The following is a 26374-nucleotide window of genomic DNA, read 5'->3' on the forward strand; positions in this document are numbered from 1 at the left end:
GCGCACCCAGTGCGCGATTGCTGCGGTGTGATCCCGCCGCGATCAGGTTATTCGCACGGGAATCAGTGGTGCGCGTCGCCAGCGTCAGTCGCGTTCGCTGGCCGTGCCACGAAATCCGTATCCAGCGTGCTGCCGTCGGCGAAGTGAAGCGTGATCTTGATGTTCTCGCCCACGCTCAGCGGCGTGCCCGCCTTGCTCAGCATCAGGTGATAGCCACCCGGCGAAAGCTCAGCCTTGCCATGCGCGGGAATGGCAAGGCTTTCCACCATGGCCATCCGGCTGACGCCGCCTTCCGAGCTGCTCTTGTGCAACATCACGCTGGCGTAGCGTGGTGTCGTGGCACTGCGCAGCATCGCCGGCTGGTCGCTGGTGTTTTCCAGCGTGACATAGGCGCCGGCCGGCAGATCGCCGGGCAGCACGCGGATCCAGGCCTGGCTCGCATGAATGTGTTCCGCTTCGGTGGCATGGATGCCCGTGGCGAATATCGAGCCGGCAAGCAGAAAGGGTAGGGCGCGGGCGTTGCGAATCATCATGCGGGATTCCCCTGGCTGAGCAGCAGATGCAGGTCGTGGACGAGGTCATCCTGCGAGCGGTCGGGCGTGGAGAGCAGCTTCGCCTTGCCGTCGCGGTCGAAGATGTAGATCGCCGAACTGTGGCTTACCTCGTACTGGCCGTCGCCCTTGTCGGGTTCACGGGTGAACGCTGAGCGATAGCGCTTGCTCAGGGCTTCGATTTCGCGCGGCGCGCCGGACAGGCCGACAGCGCGGGGGTCGAAGGCATTCACGTAGGCGTGCATGATCTCGGGCGTGTCGCGCGCCGGATCGACGCTGACGAACAGGATGCGCGCGCCGTCGGCAAGCGGCCCAAGGCGCTGCATGACGACATGCAGCTGCGCAAGCGTCAGCGGGCACACGTCCGGGCAGTGCGTGTAACCGAAGTACAGCAGCACCACCTTGCCGTGGTAGTCCTTGCCGGTTACCGCCTTGCCCTGGTCATCGACCAGCGTGAAGTCGAGGTCGGGCATATGGCCGCTGATGTCGGTCAGTTGCCACTGAATCGCGTCGCTGCGCTGGCAGCCGCCGAGCATGATGGCGCCCAGCACCAGGGCGAACAACCACGCCAGCCGGCTGGTGCGACGAAGAGGCATGCGAGTATCGTCTGGAATCATCCCGGCAGCATACGACACCGGCCGCCCGCAATTCGAGGAAGCTCCCATGCGACAACCCGTTTCCGTCACCGGCGTGCTGATCGGGTTGGTCGGGGCCAGCGCCGTGATGCTCGGTGCGTTCGGCGCCCATGCTCTGCGCGGTGTACTCGACACGCGTGGCAGCGAGTTGTGGCACACCGCGGTGAGTTACCACTTCTGGCACGCCATCGCCCTGGTGCTTGCCTTGTCCGGCGCACCAGGGCGTGCGCGCTCCATCGCATTGTGGTTGTTTCCACTGGGCATCGTGATTTTCTGTGGAAGCCTCTACGCGCTGGCACTGGGTGCGCCCCGCTGGCTGGGCGCGATTACGCCGCTGGGCGGCGTGGCCTTCATCGCGGGCTGGATCGCCTTGGGTATCGCCCTTGTACCCGCGATGCGACGCAGCGGCTGATCGTCTGAATCAGGCGCGATGGAATCATGCGCGATCCACGCGTGCCGCGTAGCAGCCCGGCCTTGCCATGTGGATGTGCAGATAGGCGACCTGCTCGTCCTCGAACAGACGCTCGATGAGCGGCTCCAGCGCCGTGCCCTGAGCAACATCCGCATCGCGCAGCATGCCGCTGGCGTCGAAGCCACGCACCGATAGCAGTCGGCGCCGCAGCTGGTCCGGCACCTCGTCCATGCGGTCGTATTGCTGTTGACCTTCGCGGATATAGATGGCGTGGGTCGAACGGAACGGCGAATCGGCAGGCTGGTGCTCATAGTTGAGCAGGATCAGCGACTGGCCCGGCTCGGCGTCCGTGAGGCTGATGCGGCAAGGATAACCATGCGGCTGGTCCGCCACCACGCGCACGGCACGGCGTTGGGCCAGCTCTTCGTCGGACAGGGTGAACAGATCGGCAAACGCTGCGGCCGGAAGACCAGTGATGCGAAAGGACATGGCGTGGACTCCATCGTGGGAGCCCGCAGGCTCTCACCGGCCGGTGCCGGGAACCATCCGGATCTTGCGACGCGTCAGTCGACGCGAAACACCTCCACCGCCTCGCAATCGGGGCAGCGATAGGTCTGCAATTCCACGTTCTGTTCTTCAGACCACCGGCGCGCATCCGCAGGAAGATCGGGTTGACGCTCCATCTCGATGTTTTCTCCTGCGTTGGAGCAGGCCTGGCACAGGACCGGGCTGTCGGGCAGGGGACGATAATCCTTGGACATGGCGTTCTCCGTGTGCGATAGGAAATCGCGTGAGGGGGAGAAAGGACGCTAGCGCCGCTGTCGTGCAGGTCGTGTCGAAGACGCATCAACGCGCGACGCCAACGAGAGCCTAGTCGTTCTCGTCGTCAGCCACGGGTTCGCTCGATTCCTTGCGAAGTCGCCCCTGCTTTCGCAAGGCTTCGCGCAGCACGTATTCGACCTGCGCATTGACGCTGCGCAGGTCGTCATCGGCCCAGCGCTGCATGGCTTCGAGCACGGCAGCGCTGATGCGTAGCGGAAAGGCTTTTTTCTCAGCCGCCATACAGCGTGCCGGCGTTCACGACCGGCTGGGTGGCACGGTCGCCGCACAGCACCACCAGCAGGTTGCTGACCATGGCGGCCTTGCGTTCCTCGTCCAGTTCGACCACGCCTTCCTTGCGCAGCTTGTCCAGCGCCATGGCCACCATGCCGACGGCGCCGTCGACGATGCGTTCGCGCGCCGCCACGATCGCGCTGGCCTGCTGTCGCTGCAGCATGGCCTGGGCGATTTCCTGTGCGTAGGCGAGGTGGCTGATGCGGGCCTCGACCACCCGCACGCCGGCCTTGTCCAGGCGTGCCTGGATCTCGTCGCGCAGATGGTTGTTGATCACTTCGCCATGGCTGCGCAGCGCGGGATTGCCGTCGTCGTGCGAGTCATAAGGGTAGTTCTGCGCCATCTGGCGCAACGCCGATTCGCTCTGGATGGTGACGAAGTTTTCATAGTCGTCCACGCAGAACACGGCTTCCGCGGTGTCGATGACCTGCCACACCACCACCGAGGCGATTTCGATCGGATTGCCGTCGCTGTCGTTGACCTTGAGCTTGCCGCTCTCGAAGTTGCGCACGCGCAGCGAAACGCGGCGGCGCGTGCAGAACGGGTTGGTCCAGCGCAGGCCTTCGATGCGCACGGTGCCGGCGTACTTGCCGAACAGCTGCAGCACCTGCCCTTCATTGGGAGCCACCTGGAAGAAGCCCTTCAGCGCCAGCAAATTGAGGGCGACAAGCAACGCGCCTGCCAGCCCGAGGTAGCCGACGCCACTGCGGGCCGTTTCGATCCAGAGCGCGACGCTGACCATCCCCAACAGGATGCACAGGAAAATCGTGGGTATACCGGCGACCGAAAAACCCTGACGTTCGTTCATGGTGACTCCTCCCTAGATGGGAGGAATTAGATATCAAAATGATATCTCTTGCAAACGGGCCTTATTCCCCGCCGCCCCGACCGCCCCCGCCAGCTGCGGGTTCGGACGGCGCTGGCGGCGGAAGGTTTCCGGCCAGCTCCGAGGTAGGGGTGATCTCTTCGATGTGCAGCTGGCCGAACAGGTTGGCGATGTTGAAGAAATGCCAAGGGTCGCCGTCGCCCGTGTCCAGTGCGATGTGGCTGCTGTCGAAGCGACGGAGTGCCGAATCGAAGCTCTGCCAACGGCCGTTGACCCACGATTGCACCCACGCATGCGGCACGAATACGCGCGAGGCGCCGGAGAACCGGTCGGCGTAGACCATGCCGGTGACGACGCGGGTGGGAATCTGCTCGGCGCGGGCGAGGGCGGCCAGCAGTACCGCATATTCCGTGCAGTCGCCTTCGCGGGTGCGGGCGACTTCGAGCGCCGAGGCGTAACCCACGTCCAGGCCATGCTGGGTGATGTAATCGCTGACGAAGCTGCGCAGGCGCCGCATTTTCTGCAGGTCGTCCCGTGCATCGCCCACCACATCCGCCGCCATCTTGCGGATCTCCGGTGCATCCGACTGCACCCAGGCGTTGGGCTGGACGTCCTCCGCTGTCGGCGGCGCCTCGCCTCCAGGCTGCGGGTTGCCAATGTCGACCAGCCAGTCGTCGCCACCCAACCGGGTGACGTGCTGCTCGTCGGTGGTGATCACCGGCTGCGGAATATTCCCGGTGGCTCGAATCCGGTAGCGCAGGAACGACGTGCGCAGGTAGGCCGGCAGCAGCCGCGGCGAATCCACCATGGCGGCCCGGAACATGTCGAGCTTCTGCACCGGCGCCATAGCGCATCGCTGGCTGCAGGTCAGCATCTCCAGTTCCTGCCCGAACATGTTGAGCAGGCCTTTGCGTGCACGACCCTGATGGTCGAGCCACAGATCCATGGTCTGGACGCCGCGATTCGTCCGCAGCACCTGCCGCTGGTGGTTGAGCACCACCGGACCATCCGGCAGCAGGATCTTCTCGTCGCCGATCACCTGCATGTCCACGTGCGCAACGGCCTGGCTGGCCGGGTCGAACATGTCCATGGTGTAGTTCTTGCCCGGTTGCCCGGCGGTTTTCACCAGGGCCAGGCGCTGGCCCTCGCTGAGCACGGCGCCTGTCGGCCAGACGAGCAGGGTTTGCCTGGTGGCGCCGTCCACGGTGCTGCTGACATCAAAGCTGCCGTCGGCGCGAAGCTTTCCTTCCACCGTGCTGTCCGCGGCGGACAGCGTGCTGCGCGAATAGAAGCCCAGTGGTTCGCCGCTGGCGTTTTCCACGCTGCGGGTCAGCACCCCCAGGGGGACGCTCTTGCCGCTGCGGTTGAGCTCAATCACCAGGTCCTGCGTGGTGGTGACGACGTTGCCCGCGCGATCGTGCTGGATCTGCAGGTGGCCGATTTTTCGGCCACCGAGCAGCACGGTCATCCAGGTGGTATCGGACGAGGCTGTCTGGGCCCGGGCGAGAAGTCCGGGAGCGGGGCACAACGACAACACCAGCAACAGCAGGGCAGTCCGGTTGCGCATGTTCGCTCCGTGGGGACGGTTGCAAGTGACAGTGAATGCCGATTTGTGTCCGCCGTCAACGGTACTTTAGACAGGTGGGAACGCAAGCCTCTCCGTCCACTTCCCGGCCGCTTACAATGCGGTTTTGCCGCCGCCTGGAGATACCGATGAAGCCCTTTGGCACGCCTTATTCCGACCGCGCCCTGCGCGTGCTGCTGCTGGGCTCCGGCGAACTGGGCAAGGAAGTGGCCATCGAGCTGCAGCGCTACGCCGTTGAGGTGATTGCGGTGGACCGCTATGCCAACGCGCCCGCCATGCAGGTGGCCCATCGCAGCCATGTGATCGACATGCTCGACGGCGCCGCCTTGCGGGGACTCATCGAACAAGAGAAGCCCGACCTGGTCGTGCCGGAAATCGAGGCGATCCATACCCCGACCCTGATCGAGATGGAGAAAGACGGACTCCACGTCATTCCCACGGCGCGCGCCGCCTGGCTCACCATGGATCGCGAAGGCATTCGCCGCCTCGCGGCCGAGGAACTCAAGCTGCCCACCTCGCGCTATCGCTTCTGCGAAACCGAGGCGGAGTATCGCGAGGCCGTCGCCGCGATCGGCCTGCCCTTCGTGATCAAGCCGGTGATGAGTTCGTCGGGCAAGGGGCAAAGCCTCGTGCGCACCGAAGGCGAGCTGCAGGCGGCGTGGGACTATGCGCAATCGGGTGGTCGCGCCGGCAAGGGCCGGGTGATCGTCGAAGGCTTCGTGGATTTCGATTACGAGATCACCTTGCTGACCGTGCGGCACAGAGATGGAACCAGTTTCTGCGCGCCCATCGGCCACCGCCAGGAGGATGGTGACTACCGCGAATCGTGGCAGCCGCAGCCGATGAGCGATGCCGCGCTCCAGGAAGCGCAACGCCAGGCCGAGGCCATCACCGGTGCGCTGGGTGGCTGGGGCGTGTTCGGCGTGGAGTTCTTCGTGAAGGGCGACCAGGTGATCTTTTCCGAGGTGAGCCCGCGTCCGCACGACACTGGCCTGGTGACGCTCATCTCGCAGGACCTGTCGGAATTCGCCCTGCACGCGCGCGCCATCCTTGGGTTGCCCATTCCCGTGATCCGCCAGCAGGGCCCTTCCGCCTCGTGCGCCGTACTGGTGGAAGGCGAGGGCGAGGCGCCTCGTTACCACGGCGTCGCCGAAGCGCTCACCCTGCCCGATACGCAGTTGCGCATTTTCGGCAAGCCCACGGTAAAGGGACGCCGACGCATGGCCGTGACGCTCGCGCGTGACGAAAGCATCGAAGCGGCCAAGGCCAAGGCCATTGCTGCGGCGAAGGCATTGCACGTAGAACTCTGAGCGTCTGTTTCCTCTCCTTGTGAGAGGCTGCAAACATAGAGAGACAACCGGAGGTAGCGATGGAAGCGTCAGGATTTGCGCATTGGCTGGTGGTGGTTATTGAGACTTTCGCTGCCTTGTTCCTGTTGTTGCTGGCCTTGCTGGTTGCGGTCGTGCTGGTGGTGTGGTTCGTGGACCGTAACCAGACGTCCAATTCCGTGCTGCGCAACTTCCCCGTTATCGGGCACTTCCGCTACTGGTTCCTGCACTTGGGCGAATTCTTCCGCCAGTACCTGTATTCCAGCGACCGCGAAGAATTGCCGTTCAACCGCGCACAGCGCACCTGGGTCTACCGCGCCGCCAAGAACGTCGACAACACCAACGCCTTCGGTTCGACGCGCGACTTGCGTGGCGAAGGCGTGCCTTTTTTCGTCAACGCGCCATTTCCCGCACTGGGCGAGAAACACGTCGAGCCTTTGCCCGTCACGATTGGCCCGTTTTCGCGCCAACCCTATTCGCACGCGCCGTTTTTCAATATCTCCGCGATGAGTTTTGGCGCGTTGTCCGCGCAGGCGGTGCGGGCGCTGTCGCGTGGGGCCGCCAAGGCGGGCATCTGGATGGATACGGGCGAGGGCGGTCTTGCCCCTTATCACCTCGAAGGTGGCTGCGACATCATCTTCGAGATCGGCACCGCCAAATACGGCGTGCGGACGGCGGACGGCAAGCTCGATGACAAGAAGCTGCTGGACATCTGCGCGCATCCACAGGTGAAGATGGTGAGCATCAAGCTCGGGCAGGGCGCCAAGCCCGGCATGGGCGGCCTGTTGCCAGCGGCGAAGGTGACGCCGGAAATAGCAGCGATCCGCGGCATACCGGTGGGCGAGGATTCGCAAAGCCCCAATCGCCACCTCGACATTGGCAACGTGCAGGAGCTGATGGACGCGATCCAGCACATCCGCGAACTCACCGGCAAGCCAGTCGGTTTCAAGGCGGTGTTCGGCGGCGTGGACTGGATTGCCGAGCTGTGCGACGAGATACATCGGCGCGGCATTGAGAGCGCACCGGATTTCATCATCGTCGATGGCTCCGAAGGCGGTACCGGCGCGGCGCCGCAGACGCTGATGGAAGGCGTCGGACTGCCATTGCACGAAGCCTTGCCCGCCCTGGTCGACCTGCTGGTGGTGAAAGGCGTGCGCCAACGGATCAAGGTGATCTGCTCGGGCAAATGCATCACTGCTTATGACGTGGCCTGGGCGTTGTCCATGGGCGCGGATTTCGTCAACTCGGCGCGCGGCTTCATGCTCGCGCTGGGCTGCATCCAGTCGCTGCAATGCAATCGCAATACGTGTCCCACGGGCATCACCACGCAGAATCCCAAACTGCAGCGCGGACTGGTAGTGGCGGACAAGAGCGAGCGCGTGGCCAACTACGCCACCAACCTGATGCATGAAGTGGGCATCATCGCGCACAGCTGCGGGGTCGAAGAACCACGGCAACTCAATCGCTCGCATTGCCGCGTGGTGGGCGATGACGGCATCTCGGTGCCGTTGGTGAAGCTCTATCCCTATCCCGTTGTGCCCAAGGCGCAAACGTTGTCCTGATGGCTTGATCCTGGTCACCGACCCATCACGCGATGGGCGGCATCTTGGTGCGGTTGCGTTGTTTCGCGAGCCAATCCGTCGCATGACACGGACGGATGTCGCGTCTCACCATTCCAAGGAGAGCACCCATGGTCCCCAAGACGATGAAAGCCGCTGTCGCCCACCGCTTCGGCGAGCCGTTGCAGATCGAGCAGGTGCCGGTACCGACGCCCTCGCGTGGCGAGGTGCTGGTGAAGATCGTCTGCACAGGGGTTTGCCATACGGACGTCCATGCGGTGGACGGCGATTGGCCGGTAAAGCCACAGCCACCCTTTATCCCGGGGCACGAGGGTGTGGGCGTGGTGGCCGCACTGGGTGAGGGCGTCGATAACCTCAAGGTGGGCGATCCGGTCGGCATTGCGTGGTTGCACGACGCGTGCGGTCATTGCGAGTACTGCATTACGGGCTGGGAGACGCTGTGCGAGACGCAGCACGACAGTGGCTATAGCGTAAACGGCAGCTTTGCCGAATACGCGATTGGCCATGCAGCGTATGTGGCGAGGTTGCCCAAGGACGTCGACTTTGCGGCGATGGCGCCGATCCTCTGTGCGGGCGTCACCACCTACAAGGGCATCCGTGAAACGGAGGCGCGACCCGGAGAGTGGATCGCGATTTCCGGCATCGGCGGCCTTGGCCATCTAGCCGTCCAATACGCCACGGCCATGGGCCTGCAGGTGGTTGCTGTGGACGTGGCCGATGAAAAGCTGGAGCTGGCGCGCAAACTGGGTGCGTCGGCCACTGTCGATGCGCGCGACCCGCACGCCGTGGAAAAGGTGCTGGACGCAACGGGAGGCGGTGCGCATGGCGTATTGGTCACGGCCGTGTCGCCACCGGCGTTCTCGCAGGCGCTCAACTTCACGCGTCGTCGCGGCACCATGAGTCTCGTGGGCCTGCCGCCAGGCGATTTCGCCACGCCCATTTTCGACGTCGTGCTCAAGCGCCTGACCATTCGCGGTTCCATCGTGGGGACGCGCAAGGATCTCGCCGAAGCGGTGGCGTTCGCGGCCGATGGCAAGGTCACGGCAACCATCGAGCGGCGCAAGCTGGAAGACGTTAACGACGTGCTGCAAGGGCTGCGCGAAGGCCATATCCAGGGCCGCGTGGTGCTGGACATCGGCACCGCTTGAGCGTGCCCAGTAGCACTGTTTCTCCCGTGGGAGCGCACCCTGTGCGCGACCGTCCCGTAAAACCTGCGCCGGACCAGGGTCATCGCGAGGCGCCAATCGCGTACAGGGTGCCTCCCACAAGAGAGGGAAAGCCTCAGCCTTCCGGCATCTCCACCCAGCCCTCGCTGGTGCGGATCTGCAGCGGTCGGAACCGGCGCTTGTAATCCATCTTGGGGTGGCCCGCGATCCAGAATCCGAGGTACACCCAGGGCAGGGCGCGCCGCTTGGCCAGCGCGACCTGCTGCAGGATGGCGAACGTGCCCAGGCCCCGTGCGGTTTCGTCCGGGTCATAGAAGGTGTAGACCGCCGACAGCCCCTGCTGACAGACATCCGTCACTGCCACGCCCAACAGGTGGGAGTTGGCTCGGAATTCCAGAAACAGCGTCGGGCTCCACGGAGCAGTCAGGAAGCGTCGGAAATCACTGGCATCTGCTTCATCCATGCCGCCGCCCGGATGCCGTTGTCGGAGGTAGCGCTCATACAGGGCATGCCTCTCGGCGTTGTAGCCAGCCATCGATTCGACGACCTGGATGTCGGCGTTGTCGCGCAGGCACCGCCGCTGGGAGCGATCCGGACGAAACTGGGCCACATCGATGCGGCAGGGCGTGCAGGCGCGGCAGTTGCTGCAATACGGGTAATAGAGATGGCCGCCGGCACGCCGAAATCCTCGCTCCAAGGCGGGCCCATAAAGCTGGTCCAGCTGGGGAGCGGCCGGATCGATCACCAGGTTCTGTGCCGTGCGCTCGCCAAAGTAGCCGCAGGTGTGCGGCAGGGTTTGGAAGAGGCGGACACGATCGGAGCGCATGGTCCGATTCTATGTCCGGTTTGGGTCGTCGTGTGAGTAGGAAAAAACCTATAAATAGCGTCGGATCAGAGTGCGCGGACTGTCGGGTCTGCCCCGCAGTCCCTCAGATGACACCCATGTAACGCAACATCAGGACGACAAAGGCGCCGGCCACCGCCAGCAAGACGATGCGCCGGATACGTGTTGCCACGCTGCGGCGGCGCAGTTCCGGGGTGGCGTTGCGCGCCAGTGCCAGCTCCTCGCCGTGGCGTACCACTGGTTCGATGCCCATTTCCTTGAGGACGGCACGGGCGCGGGTGTAGTCGTCGGCGCGGGTCACCCACACCTGGGCCCAGTTGTCGCGGTTTTCGCTGCGCTGGGAGTAGCTGAAGCGCTGGTAGGTCGGACGGTTGTAGTTCGAGCGGTTCTCGATGGTGCACTCGATGCCCTGCTCGGTCAGCAACGCGGCGACGCGGTCGATGTTTTCCTGGCGGGGCGAGGTATAGAGCTGACGCATGGAGAAAACCTTGGGTTCGCCGGAAGCGGGCCGGCCGGTTCAGCGGGCGCAGTACGTCCGCTTCGGGGATTTTACTACGGAGGTCCTGGTGGTCAGGCGCGCAGGCGGATCAGGCCTTCCTGGGCCGTGGAGGCGATCAACCGGCCATCACGGCTGAAGATCTGGCCTCGCGCGAGACCCCGCGCGTCTTGTGCCGTCGGGCTGTCGAAGGAGTAGAGCAGCCATTCGTCGGCACGGAACGGGCGGTGGAACCACAGGGCGTGGTCCAGGCTCGCCATCTGCACGTTGTGCGTGTAGTAGGAGATGCCGTGCGGCAGGGTGGCCGTGCCGATCAGGTTGAAGTCCGAGGCATAGGCCAACAGCGAGCGGTGCAGCGCGGGCGAATCGTCCACCGGGGCGGTAAGGCGGAACCAGATGTGCTGGAACGGCGGACGCTTTACCGGATGCAGCTTGTCCTGCGGCCAAACGTGGCGGAACTCGAACGGCGCGTCCACGCCCAGCCAGCGCTGCAACTTTTCGGGCAGCTTGGCCAGGCGCTCCGGCGGTAGCGGCTGCATCGGCTCGATGTCCTCGGGCATGGGGACTTCCGGCATCGAGGACTGGTGTTCAAACCCGGTTTCCGGCACCTGGAAGGAGATCGATCCATTCAGGATCGGCTGCCCGTGCTGGATCGCCACCACGCGGCGCGACGAGAACGTGCCGCCATCGCGGGTGCGCTCCACGCTGTAGACGATGGGTGCATTGATGTCGCCGGCGCGCAGGAAATAAGCGTGCAGCGAATGCGCCTCGCGCTCCAGGTCTACGGTGCGCTGGGCCGCCGACAGGGCCTGGCCCAGTACCTGCCCGCCGAAGACGAAATGCGTGCCGATGTCACGGCTCTGGCCGCGGAACAGGTTGTCCTCAAGCCGCTCCAGTTCGAGCAGGTCGACCAGTTCTCGGACGTTGGTTTCCGTCATAAGGCGCTCGGCGGCAAAAGATGGCGGGCGATTATAGCCGGCGCGTCACTGGCCGGCCGCGATTCGCTCCAGGCCGCTGCCGTCCAGCACTTCGGCCCAGGGGAACAAGGGGCCCGGATCCAGCTTGCGGGGCACGTCGACCGAAGGGTCGTCGGTGGCTGGCAGGCGGGCGGTATCCAGGTCTTCATGACCGGCGATCTGGCGCAGGTTCGGATGTTCCCGGCGCAGCTGGGCAAGCAGGGCGCGCAGGGCGTCGAGCTGGGCCGGCGTATAGGGTTCGGTCATGGTCTGGCGCGCCGCATGCCACCAGTCCGGATAACGGCCCAGGTTCACCAGTTCGATGCCGATGGAGTTGGGGTTGCGGCCGCGCACGTGGTTGGCCACCCGGGTGCCGGGGACATAGCGGTAGATCCGACCGTCCCGGTCGATGTAATAGTGGCCGCTGGCACCGGTGCCGCGATCCTCGTAGAGCACCCGCTCGCCGTACTCCCGGGCCGTGGCCAGGTCGGGTAGCTCGGTGCAATGGATGACCACCAGCTCCACCGCGTCGGCGGGACGCTCCGGCAGCAGGTGGACGTAGGGCAGGGGCTGGTCGATGACGGTCAGGGACATGGGGCGCAGTCTCGCATAGGCGCGGGGCGGCATCCCGCCAGAGCGTGCCTGTTACGATGTATGGCTTGATGCAGTGTTGGAGACCGCTATGGGCGGCCAGATCATTCTTTCGCATGGCTCGGACTCGGGTCCGGATGCCACCAAGGTCAGCGTGATGGCCGCTTTCGCCGAATCGCTCGGTTGGCGCACCCAGCGGCCCGACTATCGCCAGGACGACCTGCAAGGCCACACCGCCTCGGTCGACCCGCGCGTGGCGCGCCTGGTGGCAGCCATCGACACCCAGGATGGGCCGCCGGTGCTGGTGGGTTCCAGCATGGGCTCATTCGTTTCCGGGCTCGCCTCGCTGCAGCGCCCCGTGGCGGGCCTGTTCCTGCTGGCGACACCCAGCGAAATACCGGGCTACGCCCAGGCATTCGACCTGCGCGCCGGCGTTCCCACCTTGCTGTACCACGGCTGGCAGGACGAGGTGTGTCCTCCCGAGGGCGTGCTGTCCTTTGCCCAACGCAAGCGCCTGCCATTGACGGTGGTGGACGACGATCATCGCCTGGGTGCAAGCGTGGACCACATCGTGGGCCAGTTCCGTCTTTTCCTCCAACAACTGGCCGCCGCATGAGCGCCTTCTTCGCCACCTGCCCCAAGGGCCTCGAATACCTGCTGCGCGACGAACTGGTTGCGCTGGGCGCCGAAGACGTGCGCGAAGCCCTCGCGGGCGTGCACTTCGCCGGCTCGCTGGAAACGGCCTACCGTGCCTGCCTGTGGTCGCGCCTGGCCAGCCGCGTGCTATTGCCGCTGGCCGAATTCGACGCGGCCACCGACGATGCGCTCTATGCAGGCGTGCAGGCGATCGACTGGTCGCGCCACCTTGCATCGCATGCCACGCTGGCGGTGGATGCGAACTCCGCGCAGAGCAAGCTCACCCATAGCCAGTTCATCGCGCAGCGCGTGAAGGACGCCATCGTCGACCAGTTCCGCCAGCGCGATGGCTCGCGGCCGGATGTGGACACCGAAGAACCCGACGTGCGCATCAATCTGCGCCTGCGTCGCGATCGCGCCACGTTGTCGCTCGACCTGGCGGGTGCGCCGCTGCATCGTCGCGGCTGGCGCGAAGTGCAGGGCGAGGCGCCCCTGAAGGAAAATCTCGCCGCAGCCATGCTGTTGCGCGCGCGCTGGCCCGACATCTATGCCGAAGGCGGTGCGCTGCTCGATCCCATGTGCGGCTCCGGCACGCTGTTGATCGAAGGTGCGTGGATGGCCGCGGACGTTGCGCCGGGACTGCACCGCGAGTACTACGGTTTCCTTGGCTGGCAACAGCACGACATCGCACTGTGGCGTGGTCTGCTGGATGAAGCACGCCAACGCGCCGACACCGGCCTGCGTGCCCTGCGCAGCTGCTTCTTCGGCAGCGACGCCGATCCGCGCATGGTTCAGACGGCCAAACGCAACGCGCAGGAAGCTGGCGTATCCGGCTTTTTCACGCTGGACAAGCACGACGCGCTGCACGTGGCGCCGCCGCCGGGCTTCGATCGCGGCCTCGTGATCACCAATCCGCCCTATGGCGAACGCCTTGGCGACCGCGCGGAGATGCCGCGTCTCTATCGCGCGCTGGGCGAAACGTTGCGTGAGCGCTTTGCCGGCTGGCGCGCCGCGGTGCTGGCGGGCGATGCGGAGCTGGGTCAGGCCATGCCGTTGCGCGCCGAGAAGAAGTACGCGCTCTACAACGGCGCGCTGGAAACCGTGCTGCTCGTCTTCGAGCTGCACGCCCGCAGCGAAGCGCCGCGTGATGCGAAGCCCTTGTCCGAGGGCGCGCAGATGCTGCGCAACCGGATCGAGAAGAACCTGCGCCACCTGCGCAAGCGGCTGGAACGCGAAGGCATCCAGTGCTGGCGCGCGTACGACCAGGACCTTCCCGAATACGCGGCGGCGGTCGACGTCTACGGCAACGAGGAAGGCAAGTCCTGGCTGCACATCCAGGAATACCGCGCGCCGGCCGAGATTCCCGTGGAAACGGCACGCCAGCGGTTGCGCGAGATCGTTCGCGTGGCCGGCGAAGTGCTCGAGGTGCCGCGTGACCGTATCGCGCTCAAGACCCGCGAGCGCGGCAAGGGCGGGTCCAAGTACGGCCAGTTCGACCAGCGCGGTGATTTCGTCGAAGTGGCCGAAGGTGGCCTGCGATTCCTGGTCAACCTGACGGACTACCTGGACACCGGCCTCTTCATCGACCATCGCCTCGTTCGCGCCAAGGTGCGCGAGCTGGCGCAGGGGCGGCGCTTCCTCAACCTGTTCGCGTACACCGCGACTGCCAGCGTCTATGCGGCGGCGGGCGGCGCGCGCGACACCACCAGCGTGGATCTTTCAGCCACCTATCTGGACTGGGCATCGCGCAACCTGGCGTTGAACGGCTTCACCGGCAGCGGGCACCGCCTGATGCAGGCGGACGCGCTTCTCTTCCTGCAACGCGACCGCGAACGCTACGGGTTGATCTACGTCGACCCGCCGACGTTCTCCAACTCCAAGCGAGCGGATGACTTCGACGTCCAGCGCGACCATGTGCGCCTGCTGCTGGCCTGCGCGGATCGCCTGGCACCGGACGGCATCATCGTGTTCTCCAACAATTTCCGGCGCTTCAAGCTGGATCATGAAGCACTCGCTGAACGGTTCAGCATCGAGGACTGGAGCGCGCCCAGCATCCCGTTCGACTTCTCGCGCCGAGCCGATATCCACGGCTGCTGGGTGCTTCGTCAGCATGCCCCGGAATCGCCTTGGGGAGGCAGTGTGAACCACGTCAGAAATCAGGGGAAACGCTGAACGTAAAGGACGTGTTTACTCAGTGCGGATTCAGCGCGAAAGTCCGAGCATGGACACCGGCAAAGAGCGATAGAGGGCAACATTGAGTCCCTCTGTCGGAATCAAGCCTCCCTTGGGAGACGACTTCATGAACAACACTAAATATTCCACCATCAAGCGCATTGCCCTGGCCTCCGTCGTATTGATCGGCAGCGCCGCCGTGGCGCCCGCATTCGCAGGCAGCCACGTGAGCTTGAACGTGGGCATCGGTCTGCCAGTGGTGGGCCCTGCCTACTACGCACCGGCCCCGGTGGTGTATGCGCCGGCGCCTGTGGTGTACGCACCGGCTCCGGTGGTCTACGGCCCGCCGGCACCCGTGTACTACGGTCCGGCCGTGGGCGCCGCCGTTGTGGTTGGGCGTCCGGGCTACTACCACCATGGCGGTTACTACCACCGCGGCGGTTATCGCTACTACGGCCACTGATTCCTTCGGTAGCCATGCAGGAACAAGAAGCCCGGCATCTGCCGGGCTTCTTCGTTGCGGGAGGGACGACGGTTACGGCGTAAGCGTGCCGTGCTGCTTCGAATGACTGCTGAGTTTGTCGAACTGTGCCTTGTCGATCTTGGCGATCGACTGCACGGCGCACGGCGGCTGATCACGCGAGGCCACGGTCTCGCCGGCCTCGCCGCACATGGCGCCCATGCCGGCGGCTTCATTGGAACGATTGGCACGGAATCGCAGGCTTTGCCCGATGCCCAGCTGGGGACATTTCGCCTGGAGCTTGACGAGATAGCGATCAGGGCCCGTGCGTGCGATCACCGTGCTGGAATCGACCACATACCATTCGTTGATTCTATCCGGGCGCAAGCATTCGCTGACGGGGCGGAGCGGCGTGTATGCCGGCGCCTTGTCCTGGCTGGCTGCGACGCCGGGCAGGGCGATACAGGTCATGGCCGCAAGCAGTACGAGTGCTGGTGTCTTCATACGTCACCTCGGCATTGGGGAAGACGTCCATGGCTAACGCGCATGTCGCGTTGCCGCATACAACACTGTCAAGCATTCGCCATCACCGCATCACATGTTTTGAACGTTTGCTGCGGCATGGTTCGCCCCATGCTGCGACGTGAAGCCACTACTCCACAAGCCCCGGACGAGCACGGCCCACTGGGCAACCCTGGCCTTCCATTCCGGGGGCGTCGATGACCCTCGCGCAGTCGGCCGCACAAGCCGAAGCGTGGGTGCAGCGATTCCGTAGGATCCGCTCCCGTAGCGTGGCGTTGTGCGCGCCGCTAAACGCCGAGGACATGATGGTGCAGTCCATGCCGGACACCAGCCCGGCGAAGTGGCACCTTGCCCATACGACATGGTTCTTCGAGCAGTTCCTGCTGGAGCGCGATCCCGCTTATCGCCCGGTGCATTCGGAGTGGTCGTACCTGTTCAACTCTTACTACCAAGCGGTTGGGCCGATGCATGCGCGGCCGCGCCGTGGGCTGATTTCGCGTCCCGGCGTGGCACAGGTTCTCGACTACCGCAAACGCATCGATGATGCCGTGAGCGAGCGTCTGCTGGCCGATGCCGATCCCTCGCTGCTGCCCATTCTCGAACTGGGCCTGCAGCACGAGCAGCAGCATCAGGAGCTGCTGCTCACCGACATCAAGCACGCGTTCGCGTCCAATCCCTTGTTGCCGGCCTACACCGCGCCGCTGGTGTCGGACCGGGTGTCCGCCTCGGTGCCGCTCGACTTCATGACGGGACGCGAAGGCATTGTCGAGATCGGCCATGACGGCGTGGAGTTTGCTTTCGACAACGAATCGCCCCGGCATCGTGCATTGCTTGCGCCGCATGCGCTGGCGAACCGGCTGGTGACCAACGCGGAATACGCTGCTTTCGTTCACGACGGTGGTTATCGCGAACCCTCGCTGTGGTTGTCCGAGGGCTGGGACACGGTATGCCGCGAGCAGTGGCAGCGACCGTTCTATTGGCAGGAAGACCTGGCCCGCGAGTTCACCCTGGCGGGCGTGCAACCGATCGATCCCCGCGCGCCGGTCAGCCATGTCAGCTATTTCGAGGCCGATGCATTTGCCCGCTGGGCGGGCGCTCGTTTGCCCACCGAGGCCGAGTGGGAGAGCGCTGCCAGTGTGGTGCCGGTGCAGGGCAACCTGCTCGATGCGCAATGCTTCCACCCGCGCCCGGCCGATGCGCGATTCGGCCCGTTGCAGATGTTTGGCGACGTATGGGAGTGGACCGCCTCGCCCTACGTTAGTTACCCGGGTTTCCGGCCGCTGGCCGGTGCGCTGGGTGAATACAACGGCAAATTCATGTGCGGGCAGTGGGTGTTGCGCGGTGGGTCCTGCGTGACGCCAAGCGAGCACATTCGCGCCAGTTATCGAAACTTCTTTCCACCCCATGCGCGCTGGCAGTTCATGGGGATACGCCTGGGGCAGGACCGATGAGTGTGCAAGCCTTTGAACTGCGTGACGATGACCGTCGTCCGCCCGTGGACGATCTGGTTGGCATCGTGCAGCGCGGCTTGCGCTCCAAACCCAAGCGGCTGCCGTCGTGGCTGTTCTACGACGAGCGCGGATCGCAACTGTTCGAGGCGATCTGCGAGCAACCGGAGTACTACCTCACCCGTTGCGAGATCGCGCTGATGGACGCGCACGCTGGCGAAATGGCCGACGTGCTCGGCGACGATGTCAGGCTCGTGGAGTATGGCAGTGGCAATGCGGTGAAGACGCGCATGCTGCTTGAACACCTGCACCGGCCGGTGTCGTACGTGCCCGTAGAGATCTCGCCGGAGCCGCTGCGTACTTGCGTGCAGGAGCTGGCCGAGGGGTTTCCCGCGTTGCCGGTGCAGGCGCATCTGGGTGACTTTACGCGCCCCTTGCGGCTGCCTATTCCGCCGCGGGCCGCGCGTCGCACCGTGCTCTATTTTCCTGGTTCCACCATCGGCAATTTCGAGGCCCGCGAAGCCGCCGAACTGCTGCGCAAGATGCGCGCTGAAATGGGCGACGGCGGTGGCATCCTGATCGGCGCGGACCTGAAGAAGGATGTCGCCACCATCGAGGCGGCGTACAACGATCGCGCCGGCGTCACGGCCGAGTTCACCCTCAACATGCTGGTGCGGCTCAATCGGGAAATCGGCAGCGATTTCGATCTGGCCGCCTTCCGCCACCGTGCGCACTACAACGCGATGGCTGGCCGCATCGAAACCTTCCTCGTCAGTACGCGGGACCAGAAGGTGCGCGTAGGCAAGCAACAGGTGTCGTTCGGCCTGGACGAAGCCATGCAGGTCGAATACAGCTGCAAGTATTCGCCGGAGGATTTCGCCGCGCTGGCTGCCAAGGCTGGCCTCGAGATCGCGCATGCGTGGACCGACGCCCAGCAGATGTTTGCCGTGTACTTCCTCGTGCGCGCTGGAACGACGAAAGCCTGACGCGGCTCACGCAAGGCGCGCCCATGGCGGCGTGCCCTGCATCATCGATCAGGGGCTGAATACCAGCACCAGGAACACCGCGAACATCGACAGGTGCACGGCGCCTTCCAGCATGGTCGTGCGCCATCCGGAGAAGGTCAGGCTGCTCAGCACGAGAGTCGACGCCAGCAACACGATGCTTGCCGGCGGCAATCCCAGCACGACGGGCTTGCCGGTGAACAGACCAATGGCGAGCACGGCGGGCACGGTGAGCCCCACGGTGGATGCCGCACCGCCCAGGCAAAGGTTGATGGCGCGGGTGAGCTGGTCGCGGCGGATCGCCACCAGCGCGGAAATGCCTTCCGGGGTGAACACCAGCATGGCGATGATGATGCCGCCCAGCGAGTGCGGCGCGCCGGTGGCGGCAATGCCGTAGTCGAGCACCTTGGCGAGGCTCTTGGACAGGATCACGATCGGCAGGATGTTGACCAGCAGCAGGACGACGTGGAACGGCATTTCGCCCTTGCGCGGCGTGCGCGGTGGCGCCGGCGGTTCTTCCGGTTCATTGGCGTCCGAATCGGAGCGCGGCGCCACGAAGTAGCCCTTGTAGCGACCGGTCTGCAGCCACAGGAAAAGGCCGTAAAGCGCGATGGTGAGGATGGAGAACGCAATGGCCTGCACCGAGGTGAGCGTGCCGTCCGAGGTGGATGCCGTGAAGTTGGGCAGCACCAGCGCAATGGTCGCTAGCGGGATGATCACCGCGAGATAGGCCGACGCGCCATGCAGGTTGAAGGCCTGCTCGTGATGACGGATGCCACCGATCAGCAGGCCCAGGCCCACCACGCCGTTCAATACGATCATCAGTACGGCGAACATGGTGTCGCGCGCGAGCGTGGCGGTGTCGCCTGCACCCAGCATCACCGCGGATATCAGCACCACTTCGATGATCACGATCGACAGCGTCAGCACCAGCGTGCCAACCGGTTCACCGAGGAGGCCGGCCAGTTCCTCCGCCTCGTGCACCACGCCGAACGCCACCCACACGATCACGAAGAACAACCACGCAAACAACGCGAGGCCGATCTCGTGGCGGCTCAGGTGCGCCATCCAGTCCGAACCGAAAATCAGAAACAGGCTGACCGTGATCCAGGCGATGGCCGGGCGGACAAGCATCCTGGGATTGAACATGGGCAGCCCGTCGGCCGCTTTCGATGCAAGGCTGGTCATGCGTGGCATTCCTTTCTGATCGGTCGTGTCGCTGGCGCGCATTCCACGAACACACAGGCAGCATACAGAAGACGCGATGCCGGTTCAGGCATCGTCAAACAGCAAGCCGCCCCACGCTGCCGGGTCGACATCCGCAATGGATTGCGTGAATACCCAGCGATGCCCGCCGATGTCTTCCACGGCGTACTGGCGCTCGCCATAGGGATGGTCCATGGGTGTGCCGAGAATCTTCGCGCCGCATTGAAGCGCCCGTGCATGATGAGCATCCACGTCCGGCACATGGACCATGACGGCGTGCATCATGTCGACAGCCACCGCATCGGTGGCGCTCTCGGTCACGACCATCGACGCGCCGCCGTAGACGAGTTGCACCCGATGGTCACCGATACGCAATCGCTCCTGGAAACCGAAGACGCGGCATAGCCAGTCGGCCGCTTCCGGGACACTGCGATACGCCAGCGTGGGTATGAAGACGCCCGGTGGCATGGAACGGTTGCGGATCATGGCGATGCGACCCCTCCCGGTTTGGTGCGCGCAGGTTGCGGCAGGCGATGTTGTCAGTCGGTGATTTCCAGACCCTTGATCAGCCGCTTGGCCAGGCGTGGCTGGCGCAATTCGTCCAGCCACCACGACAACGCGCGGCCTTCGTGGTCGCCGCGCCAGGCGACATATAAGGTGTTGGGTTCGCGTGGGTCGGCCATCTGCTTTTCCACGAGTTCGCCGCGCTTGAGCAGGCCCGTTACGCGTTGGCGGGGCAGCCAGCCCACGCCCAGGTTCTGACGCTGCGCGATGATCTTGGCGCGCATGCTGGGCACCGCCAGCGTTGCCTGGCCGCCGACCAGGCCGTAGGCGCGTCCTGCCGAACTACGCGAGGAGTCGGCCACCACGACGCTGCGATGCCGGGCCACCGCTTCGCGTTCCAGTGGTTCGGTGGCCTTCGCCAGCGGGTGGCGGGGCGACACGGCAAACACCCATTCCATGACGCCCAGCTCGAACCAGCGCAACTTGGGTATCGCGGGAGGTTCGTTGGTTGCGCCCACGATGATGTCGGCGCGGCCGTCACGCAGCGCTTCCCAGGTGCCACCCAGCACTTCGGTGGTCAGGCGCAGTGCGACGCCGGACTGCAGGCCGTCGAAACTGCGGATCACCGGTGCGAGGATCTCGAACTCAAGGATTTCATCGGTGACAATCCATAGCCTGTCTTCCCAGCCGCTGGCGATCTGCTTCACGCGCCGCGTAAGCCGCGACACATCCTGCATCAGGCGCGCGGCTTCGATCGCCAGCAGCTGGCCGGCCGGCGTGAGTTGCAGGCGGTAGCGGCGCCGGTCGAACAGCAGTGCATCGAACCGCGCTTCAAGCTGGCGCGCCGCGTGCGATATGGTGGAAGGCGCCTTGCCCAGGCGCACGGCAGCGCGTGAGAGGCTGCCACTCTCGCGGATGGCTTCCAGCAAAGCCAGTTCGTCCTCGGACAACATGTTCGGCCCCTTCGAACGAGTCGAGGCGATAGTACGGCAAGAACGGTCCCGCGCCGTGGACGGGCAATACACCCCTCCCTGTAGGGGCGCACCCATTGCGCCATAAGGACCGCACGATCACCTCGGCGATCGCGCACTGGGTGCGCTCCTACAGAGAGAGGGCAGCTTCGAAGTGCAGACCTTCAGCCATACAGCCCGATCATTGCGGCCTGCGCGCACCCAACTGCACCAGTACCTCGTGTGCCGAGCGGATGCGCTCGCTGGCGCCGGGCAGTTCCAGGTTCACCTTCAGCTTGTCCTGGCCGTCCAGCTTGTAGACGCGCGGCTGGCTCTGGATCAGGCGGATGATGGCCATCGGTTCGACCTCCGGCTTGTCGCGGAAGGTAATGCGCCCGCCATTGGCGCCGAAGTCCAGCTTGCGGATGCCCAGCGGCGTAGCCATCAGCTTTAGCTGCGCCACGGCAAAGAGTTGCTTGGTCGGATCGGGCAGCAGGCCGAAGCGGTCGATCATTTCCACCTGCAGGTCGCGCAGGTGGTCGTCGTTGCGCGCGCTGGCGATGCGCTTGTACAGCGTCAGGCGCGTGTGCACGTCGGGCAGGTAGTCGTCGGGGATCAGCGCCGGCAGGTGCAGTTCCACTTCGGTTTCGTGTTCGCTGCTCAGGTCGAAGTCGGGCACCTTGCCTGACTTAAGTGCACGCACGGCGCGTTCCAGCAGTTCCGTGTAGAGGCCAAAGCCGATCTCCTGGATCTGGCCGGACTGTTCGTCGCCCAGCAGTTCACCGGCGCCGCGGATTTCCAGATCGTGCGTGGCCAGCGTGAAGCCCGCACCCAGTTCCTCCAGCGAAGCGATCGCTTCGAGGCGCTTTTCCGCATCGGCGGTCATGGCCTTGCGGTCGGGCACTACGAGATAAGCATAGGCGCGATGGTGCGAACGTCCCACGCGGCCGCGCAGCTGGTGCAACTGCGCAAGGCCGAAGCGGTCTGCGCGGTTGATGATGATGGTGTTGGCCGTCGGGATGTCGATGCCCGTTTCGATGATGGTGGTGCACACCAGTACGTTGAAGCGCTGGCGGTGGAAGTCGGCCATCACGCGTTCCAGTTCGCGCTCGGGCATCTGGCCGTGGGCGATGCCAATGCGCGCGTCCGGAATGAGTTCCTCCAGTTCGCGCGCGGCGCGCTCGATGGTATCCACTTCGTTGTGCAGGAAATACACCTGGCCGCCGCGCTGAAGCTCGCGCTGGAACGCCTCGCGGATCAGCGCCGGTTCCCAGGCGGAAATGAAGGTGCGCACGGCCATGCGGTGCGCCGGCGGCGTGGCGATCAGCGACAGGTCGCGCAGGCCGCTCATCGCCATGTTGAGCGTGCGCGGAATCGGCGTCGCCGTCATGGTGAGCAGGTCGACTTCGGCGCGCAGCTTCTTCAGCTGTTCCTTCTGGCGCACGCCGAAACGCTGCTCCTCATCCACCACGACGAGGCCCAGGTTCTTGAAACGGATTTCCGGGGCAAGCAGCTTGTGCGTGCCCACGATCACGTCGATCTGTCCGTCGGCAAGGCGCTTGAGGGCCTCGTTCACTTCCTTGCTCGACTTGAAGCGGGAGAGCACGTCGACACGCACCGGCCAGTCGGCAAAGCGGTCGGCGAAGTTGCGATAGTGCTGCTGGGCGAGCAGGGTGGTGGGAACCAGCACGGCCACCTGCTTGCCCGCTGTGGCGGCAGCAAAAGCCGCGCGCAACGCCACCTCGGTCTTGCCGAAGCCTACGTCGCCGCAAATGACGCGATCCATCGCCCGCGGCGCGGCAAGATCGGTCAGCACCGAGTTGATGGCGTGCTCCTGATCGGGCGTTTCCTCGAACGGGAAACTGGCGCCAAATTCCTCCACCAGCTGGCGATCGATCGGCAGCGATTCGCCGCCGCGGGCCTCGCGTTGCGCATAGATCGCCAGCAGTTCCGCGGCGACGTCACGCACCTTCTCGGCCGCCTTGCGGCGGGCGCGTTCCCAGGCGTCGCCACCCAGCGAATGCAGCGGTGCGAGGTCAGGCGAGGTGCCCGTGTAGCGACTGACCAGGCCGAGCTGCGCCACCGGTACGTAGAGCTTGTCGCCCTTGGCGTATTCGATGATGAGGAATTCGCCATCCATGCCGCCCAGTTCCATCGAGACCAAGCCCTGGTAGCGACCCACGCCGTGGTCGACGTGGACGATGGGCGCGCCGATGGTCAGCTCGGTGAGGTCGCGGATGATGCTTTCGGGGTCGCGCGCGGCGCCTCGACGACGCTTGCGTTCGGTGCGCACGCGCTCGCCGAACAGTTCGCGCTCGGTGAGCACCGTGAACGCAGGCTCGGTGAGCGCGAAGCCCTGTTCCAGCGAGGCGATGGTGATGGCGAAGCGCGGCTTGTCGCCAGCAGCGACGAAGGTCGCCCAGCCATCCACTGCATCCGGCTTGAGGCCCGCGCCTGCCAGTTGCTCGATGAGTGCTTCGCGCCGTCCCGCCGAGTCGGCGGCAATCAGCACGCGACCTGGATAGCTGGAGAGGAAATGGCGCAGCGATGTGCCGGGTTCCTCGCCCTTGCGGTTGAGCGGCAGTTCGGGTGCGGGCTGCGTGCCGCTCGGCTGCGCGTGTTCGTGGCCGCTTTCCACCAGCTCGATGCGCAGGCGCTTGTTGAGCTGCTCACGCAGCTGCTCGGGCTGCAGGTAGAGCTCCGCCGGTGGCAGGACCGGGCGTTCGATGTCGTGCGCGCGCTGGTCGTAGCGTTCGCCCGTCTGCGTCCAGAACTGTTCGGCCGACTCCAGCGCACCTTCGCCGAGCAGGAACACGGCGTTGTCGGCGAGATAGTCGAACAGCGTGGCAGTCTGTTCGAAGAACATCGGCAAGTAGTACTCGATGCCGCCCGGCGTGACGCCTTCCTTCATGTCCTGGTAGAGCGGACAGCGGCGCACGTCGATGGGAAAGCGCTCGCGCAGGTGCGTGCGGAAATCCTTGGCGGCGTTTTCGGTGAGCGGGAACTCGCGCGCAGGCAACAATTCGATGCGCTCCACCTGCTGCTGCGAGCGCTGCGTCTCCGGATCGAAGCTGCGGATGGATTCGATCTCGTCATCGAACAGCTCGATGCGGTAGGGCTCGATCGCGCCCATCGGAAAGATGTCGATCAGCGCGCCGCGTACGGCGAAATCACCGGGTTCGGCCACCTGCGGCACGTTGCGATAGCCCGCCCCTTCCAGTCGACGCTGTTCGTGGGCGAGATCCAGCTTCTGCCCTTTCTTCACCATCAACCCGCTGCCGGTAATGTGGCTGCGCGGAGCGATGCGCTGCATCAGCGTGGCGATGGGTACCACCAGCACGCCGCGTTGCGTGCCGGGCAACTGGAACAGGGTGGCGATGCGCTGGGAGACGATGTCCGGATGCGGGCTGAAGACGTCGTAGGGCAGGGTTTCCCAATCGGGAAAATGGAGCACCGGGAGGCTGCCGGCAAAGATCCGCAGCTCGTCCTCCAGGGCATGGGCGCGTTGCGTGTCCCTGGTTACCGCCACCAGCAGGCCCGAGTGCGAACGTGCCGTCTCGGCCACCAGCAGGGCGCGTGAGGAACCGTGCGGCGACGTCCAGAAGCGGCGCTGCTTGGGAGAGGTGGGCAGGGACGGATGCGGAATAGTGGGGGCCATGCGTACGCCGGATCGAGGGCGCCGCCGTCGGGCCGCGCCGGGAAAGCGGAGGAGTGTAACGCGAGCGCCCCGGACGGACCGGGGCGCTGTGCGTGTCATCGTTGTTGGGGCGCGCGGCGTGCGCGACAACCCTTGGCCGGTGCGCTGCCGTCGGCAGCGGGGTCAGAGTTGCAGGGATATCTGCGTGGTGCCCGGCTCGTCGGGCGTCAGCCGGCGGACGAAGCCCAGTTCCTTGCACAGGTGCAGCATGGGGCGATTCTCCAGCAGCACGTAGCCCCAGATTTCATGCAGGCCCCGGCGGCGGCAATCCTCGACGAGGCGCTGCATCAGCAGGGCGCCCAGACCCTGACGGGCCCAGTCGTGTTCCACCAGTACGGAAAACTCGGCACTGTTGGCGGTTTCGTCGACAAAGATGCGGCCCACGCCTCGCAGCTCTGCCGGATGCACGGTTTCGTCCATCAGCACGTACGCCGTTTCGAGGGCAGGATCGATGCGGCACAGGCGCTGCGCCATCGGCTCGGGCAGTTCGCCCATGGAGTGCAGGAAGCGACGACGGATGTCTTCCGGCGACAGGCGCGAGAACTGGCGCTTGAGGGCGGCAACGTCGCCCGGCTCGATGCTGCGCAGGCGCAGCTCGCGGCCGTCGTGGGTATGAACCAGCTCACCCTTCGGACGCGGCAGCTCAAGCAGGCGCGGACGGGCAAAACGCTCCCGGCTGCGCGGGGGAAGCACGCGGTTGTTGGAGAGGTCGATGGCGGGGCTCATGGCCATACTTTACCGTATTGTGTGCACTGCAGCATGAATGAGACTCCCTTTTCGAAGCTGTTCCAAGAGGCTCTATGTCGCAGCGCATTGCGGCAGGCGAGCGGGTTGGGTCTACCTGCTTCTACGGCTCGGTCAGAATGCGTCTTTGCGGGTTACCGCGCGTCGAAGGAGGGTGAAATCCATGGCAGCAGCCAAAGGCATGACCGCGGCCCAATTGGAAGCACTATGCAAGCGCCTGCCCGGCGTAACGCGTGACATCAAGTGGGGTGCGGATCTGGTCTTCAGCGTGGCCGGCAAGATGTTCGTGGTGACCCCGAGTGATGGCAGCGAGGGCGGGCGGCTGTCCTTCAAGGTGCAGGACGAGCGCTTTCTGGAGCTGACCGACCAGCCGGGTATCATCGCCGCCCCTTACATGGCCCGCGCCCACTGGATATCGGTGGTGGAGCCCAGGCGCTTCGCCTCGTCCGAACTGGCGGATTTCGTGCTTGCGTCCTATGGGCTGGTACGCGCCAGGCTCACCAAGAAAATGCAGGCAGAACTGGGGCCGTGGCCGCCGACGGAGAAGATGAAGTGAAGCAGCACATCGGAAGCATCGCGCTGGTGGTGGCCGACTACGACGAGGCCATTGCCTGGTACACGACGGTGCTCGGGTTCCGGCTGGTGGAAGACACCGACATGGGCGGTGGCAAGCGCTGGGTGGTGGTTTCGCCGCCGGGCGCCACCGAGACGCGCCTGCTGCTGGCCAAGGCGACGACGCCGGAGCAGTTGTCCCGCGTGGGCGACCAGACGGGCGGGCGGGTATTCCTGTTGCTGTACACGGACGATTTCTGGCGCGACTACGAGCGCATGCGTTCTGCTGGCGCCGAATTCTGCGAGGAGCCGCGTACGGAGAGCTATGGCACCGTCGTGGTGTTCAAGGATCTCTATGGCAACAAGTGGGATTTGTTGCAGTTGGCGTCTTTGTAG

At 65.0% G+C, this 26374-nt stretch carries 28 protein-coding genes; 11 read left to right on the plus strand and 17 right to left on the minus strand.

Annotated elements, in window-relative coordinates:
* Positions 1-62: 62 nt before the first annotated feature.
* Positions 63-533 (minus strand): copper chaperone PCu(A)C, encoded by a 471-nt coding sequence (locus VFG49_RS00385; RefSeq protein ID WP_414649010.1) that lies wholly within the window; start codon positions 531-533, stop codon positions 63-65.
* Positions 530-1147 (minus strand): SCO family protein, encoded by a 618-nt coding sequence (locus tag VFG49_RS00390; RefSeq protein ID WP_324857245.1) that lies wholly within the window; start codon positions 1145-1147, stop codon positions 530-532. Before VFG49_RS00390 ends, VFG49_RS00385 begins: the two co-directional genes overlap by 4 nt.
* A 67-nt stretch (positions 1148-1214) precedes the next feature.
* Here VFG49_RS00390 and VFG49_RS00395 point away from each other — a divergent pair, with 67 nt between their 5' ends.
* Positions 1215-1598: a DUF423 domain-containing protein gene (locus VFG49_RS00395; RefSeq protein ID WP_324857247.1), complete on the plus strand. Its 384-nt coding sequence runs from the start codon at positions 1215-1217 to the stop codon at positions 1596-1598.
* Positions 1599-1622: 24 nt separating this feature from the next.
* Here VFG49_RS00395 and VFG49_RS00400 read toward each other — a convergent pair whose 3' ends face one another.
* The 5 genes from VFG49_RS00400 to VFG49_RS00420 form a co-directional block, all read right to left on the minus strand.
* Positions 1623-2087, minus strand: coding sequence for a DUF1203 domain-containing protein (locus VFG49_RS00400; RefSeq protein WP_324857249.1), 465 nt, complete (start codon positions 2085-2087; stop codon positions 1623-1625).
* 74 nt (positions 2088-2161) lie between these two features.
* Positions 2162-2359 carry a hypothetical protein gene (locus VFG49_RS00405; RefSeq protein ID WP_324857251.1) on the minus strand — a complete coding sequence of 66 codons (198 nt, stop codon included), beginning with the start codon at positions 2357-2359 and terminating at the stop codon, positions 2162-2164.
* A gap of 109 nt (positions 2360-2468) precedes the next feature.
* Positions 2469-2660 carry an Arc family DNA-binding protein gene (locus VFG49_RS00410; protein WP_324857253.1) on the minus strand — a complete coding sequence of 64 codons (192 nt, stop codon included), beginning with the start codon at positions 2658-2660 and terminating at the stop codon, positions 2469-2471.
* Positions 2650-3519, minus strand: a complete 870-nt coding sequence (locus tag VFG49_RS00415; RefSeq protein ID WP_324857255.1) for an SPFH domain-containing protein — start codon at positions 3517-3519, stop codon at positions 2650-2652. The genes VFG49_RS00410 and VFG49_RS00415 overlap by 11 nt, the downstream gene beginning before the upstream one ends.
* A 61-nt stretch (positions 3520-3580) precedes the next feature.
* Positions 3581-5104: a transglutaminase-like domain-containing protein gene (locus tag VFG49_RS00420; protein WP_324857257.1), complete on the minus strand. Its 1524-nt coding sequence runs from the start codon at positions 5102-5104 to the stop codon at positions 3581-3583.
* A 146-nt stretch (positions 5105-5250) separates the two neighbouring features.
* On the opposite strand from VFG49_RS00420, the gene purT reads away from it, so the two are divergent.
* The 3 genes from purT (at position 5251) to adhP (ending at position 9178) form a co-directional block, all read left to right on the plus strand.
* Complete coding sequence (purT, locus tag VFG49_RS00425) at positions 5251-6432, plus strand: formate-dependent phosphoribosylglycinamide formyltransferase (RefSeq protein WP_324857259.1); 1182 nt, start codon at positions 5251-5253, stop codon at positions 6430-6432.
* A gap of 59 nt (positions 6433-6491) precedes the next feature.
* Entirely contained in the window at positions 6492-8012 is a 1521-nt protein-coding gene (locus VFG49_RS00430) for an FMN-binding glutamate synthase family protein (RefSeq protein WP_324857261.1), read from the plus strand.
* Positions 8013-8140: 128 nt separating this feature from the next.
* Positions 8141-9178 carry an alcohol dehydrogenase AdhP gene (gene adhP / locus VFG49_RS00435; RefSeq protein ID WP_324857263.1) on the plus strand — a complete coding sequence of 346 codons (1038 nt, stop codon included), beginning with the start codon at positions 8141-8143 and terminating at the stop codon, positions 9176-9178.
* A 133-nt stretch (positions 9179-9311) separates the two neighbouring features.
* Here adhP and VFG49_RS00440 read toward each other — a convergent pair whose 3' ends face one another.
* The 4 genes from VFG49_RS00440 to VFG49_RS00455 all read right to left on the minus strand — a co-directional run bounded on the left by VFG49_RS00440 (position 9312) and on the right by VFG49_RS00455 (position 12086).
* Entirely contained in the window at positions 9312-10022 is a 711-nt protein-coding gene (locus VFG49_RS00440; RefSeq protein WP_324857265.1) for an arginyltransferase, read from the minus strand.
* Positions 10023-10125: 103 nt separating this feature from the next.
* Positions 10126-10518: a putative signal transducing protein gene (locus tag VFG49_RS00445; RefSeq protein WP_324857267.1), complete on the minus strand. Its 393-nt coding sequence runs from the start codon at positions 10516-10518 to the stop codon at positions 10126-10128.
* 92 nt (positions 10519-10610) lie between these two features.
* The gene (gene tesB / locus VFG49_RS00450) at positions 10611-11474 is read right to left on the minus strand and encodes an acyl-CoA thioesterase II (RefSeq protein ID WP_324857269.1); all 864 of its coding nucleotides are present in this window, start codon (positions 11472-11474) and stop codon (positions 10611-10613) included.
* 45 nt (positions 11475-11519) lie between these two features.
* Entirely contained in the window at positions 11520-12086 is a 567-nt protein-coding gene (locus VFG49_RS00455; RefSeq protein ID WP_324857271.1) for an N-acetylmuramoyl-L-alanine amidase, read from the minus strand.
* Between the two features lie 88 nt (positions 12087-12174).
* On the opposite strand from VFG49_RS00455, the gene VFG49_RS00460 reads away from it, so the two are divergent.
* The 3 genes from VFG49_RS00460 (at position 12175) to VFG49_RS00470 (ending at position 15354) form a co-directional block, all read left to right on the plus strand.
* Positions 12175-12699 (plus strand): alpha/beta hydrolase, encoded by a 525-nt coding sequence (locus VFG49_RS00460; protein WP_324857273.1) that lies wholly within the window; start codon positions 12175-12177, stop codon positions 12697-12699.
* The gene (rlmKL, locus tag VFG49_RS00465) at positions 12696-14891 is read left to right on the plus strand and encodes a bifunctional 23S rRNA (guanine(2069)-N(7))-methyltransferase RlmK/23S rRNA (guanine(2445)-N(2))-methyltransferase RlmL (RefSeq protein ID WP_324857275.1); all 2196 of its coding nucleotides are present in this window, start codon (positions 12696-12698) and stop codon (positions 14889-14891) included. Before VFG49_RS00460 ends, rlmKL begins: the two co-directional genes overlap by 4 nt.
* A 127-nt stretch (positions 14892-15018) precedes the next feature.
* The gene (locus tag VFG49_RS00470; protein ID WP_324857277.1) at positions 15019-15354 is read left to right on the plus strand and encodes a hypothetical protein; all 336 of its coding nucleotides are present in this window, start codon (positions 15019-15021) and stop codon (positions 15352-15354) included.
* Between the two features lie 72 nt (positions 15355-15426).
* Here the strand turns inward: VFG49_RS00470 and VFG49_RS00475 are convergent, their stop codons facing one another.
* Entirely contained in the window at positions 15427-15855 is a 429-nt protein-coding gene (locus tag VFG49_RS00475; RefSeq protein WP_324857279.1) for a DUF6491 family protein, read from the minus strand.
* Positions 15856-16070: 215 nt separating this feature from the next.
* Here VFG49_RS00475 and egtB point away from each other — a divergent pair, with 215 nt between their 5' ends.
* Both egtB and egtD read left to right on the plus strand, forming a co-directional pair.
* Positions 16071-17324, plus strand: coding sequence for an ergothioneine biosynthesis protein EgtB (gene egtB / locus VFG49_RS00480; RefSeq protein ID WP_324857281.1), 1254 nt, complete (start codon positions 16071-16073; stop codon positions 17322-17324).
* Positions 17321-18307 (plus strand): L-histidine N(alpha)-methyltransferase, encoded by a 987-nt coding sequence (gene egtD, locus VFG49_RS00485; protein WP_324857283.1) that lies wholly within the window; start codon positions 17321-17323, stop codon positions 18305-18307. Before egtB ends, egtD begins: the two co-directional genes overlap by 4 nt.
* A 48-nt stretch (positions 18308-18355) precedes the next feature.
* On the opposite strand, the gene VFG49_RS00490 is transcribed toward egtD, so the two are convergent.
* The 5 genes from VFG49_RS00490 to VFG49_RS00510 form a co-directional block, all read right to left on the minus strand.
* On the minus strand, positions 18356-19513 hold the full coding sequence (locus VFG49_RS00490) for a calcium:proton antiporter (RefSeq protein ID WP_324857285.1): 1158 nt from the start codon (positions 19511-19513) through the stop codon (positions 18356-18358).
* An 84-nt stretch (positions 19514-19597) separates the two neighbouring features.
* Positions 19598-20017 (minus strand): VOC family protein, encoded by a 420-nt coding sequence (locus VFG49_RS00495; RefSeq protein WP_324857288.1) that lies wholly within the window; start codon positions 20015-20017, stop codon positions 19598-19600.
* Positions 20018-20070: 53 nt separating this feature from the next.
* Positions 20071-20988, minus strand: a complete 918-nt coding sequence (locus VFG49_RS00500; RefSeq protein WP_324857290.1) for a LysR family transcriptional regulator — start codon at positions 20986-20988, stop codon at positions 20071-20073.
* A 199-nt stretch (positions 20989-21187) separates the two neighbouring features.
* Complete coding sequence (gene mfd, locus VFG49_RS00505) at positions 21188-24643, minus strand: transcription-repair coupling factor (protein WP_324857291.1); 3456 nt, start codon at positions 24641-24643, stop codon at positions 21188-21190.
* A 162-nt stretch (positions 24644-24805) separates the two neighbouring features.
* Positions 24806-25408 carry a GNAT family N-acetyltransferase gene (locus tag VFG49_RS00510; protein WP_324857293.1) on the minus strand — a complete coding sequence of 201 codons (603 nt, stop codon included), beginning with the start codon at positions 25406-25408 and terminating at the stop codon, positions 24806-24808.
* Between the two features lie 181 nt (positions 25409-25589).
* On the opposite strand from VFG49_RS00510, the gene VFG49_RS00515 reads away from it, so the two are divergent.
* Both VFG49_RS00515 and VFG49_RS00520 read left to right on the plus strand, forming a co-directional pair.
* Positions 25590-25982: an MmcQ/YjbR family DNA-binding protein gene (locus VFG49_RS00515; protein WP_324857295.1), complete on the plus strand. Its 393-nt coding sequence runs from the start codon at positions 25590-25592 to the stop codon at positions 25980-25982.
* Positions 25979-26374, plus strand: a complete 396-nt coding sequence (locus VFG49_RS00520) for a VOC family protein (RefSeq protein ID WP_324857297.1) — start codon at positions 25979-25981, stop codon at positions 26372-26374. The genes VFG49_RS00515 and VFG49_RS00520 overlap by 4 nt, the downstream gene beginning before the upstream one ends.

Origin of the sequence: Dyella sp., assembly GCF_035685885.1 — a bacterium.
Lineage (GTDB): Bacteria > Pseudomonadota > Gammaproteobacteria > Xanthomonadales > Rhodanobacteraceae > Dyella.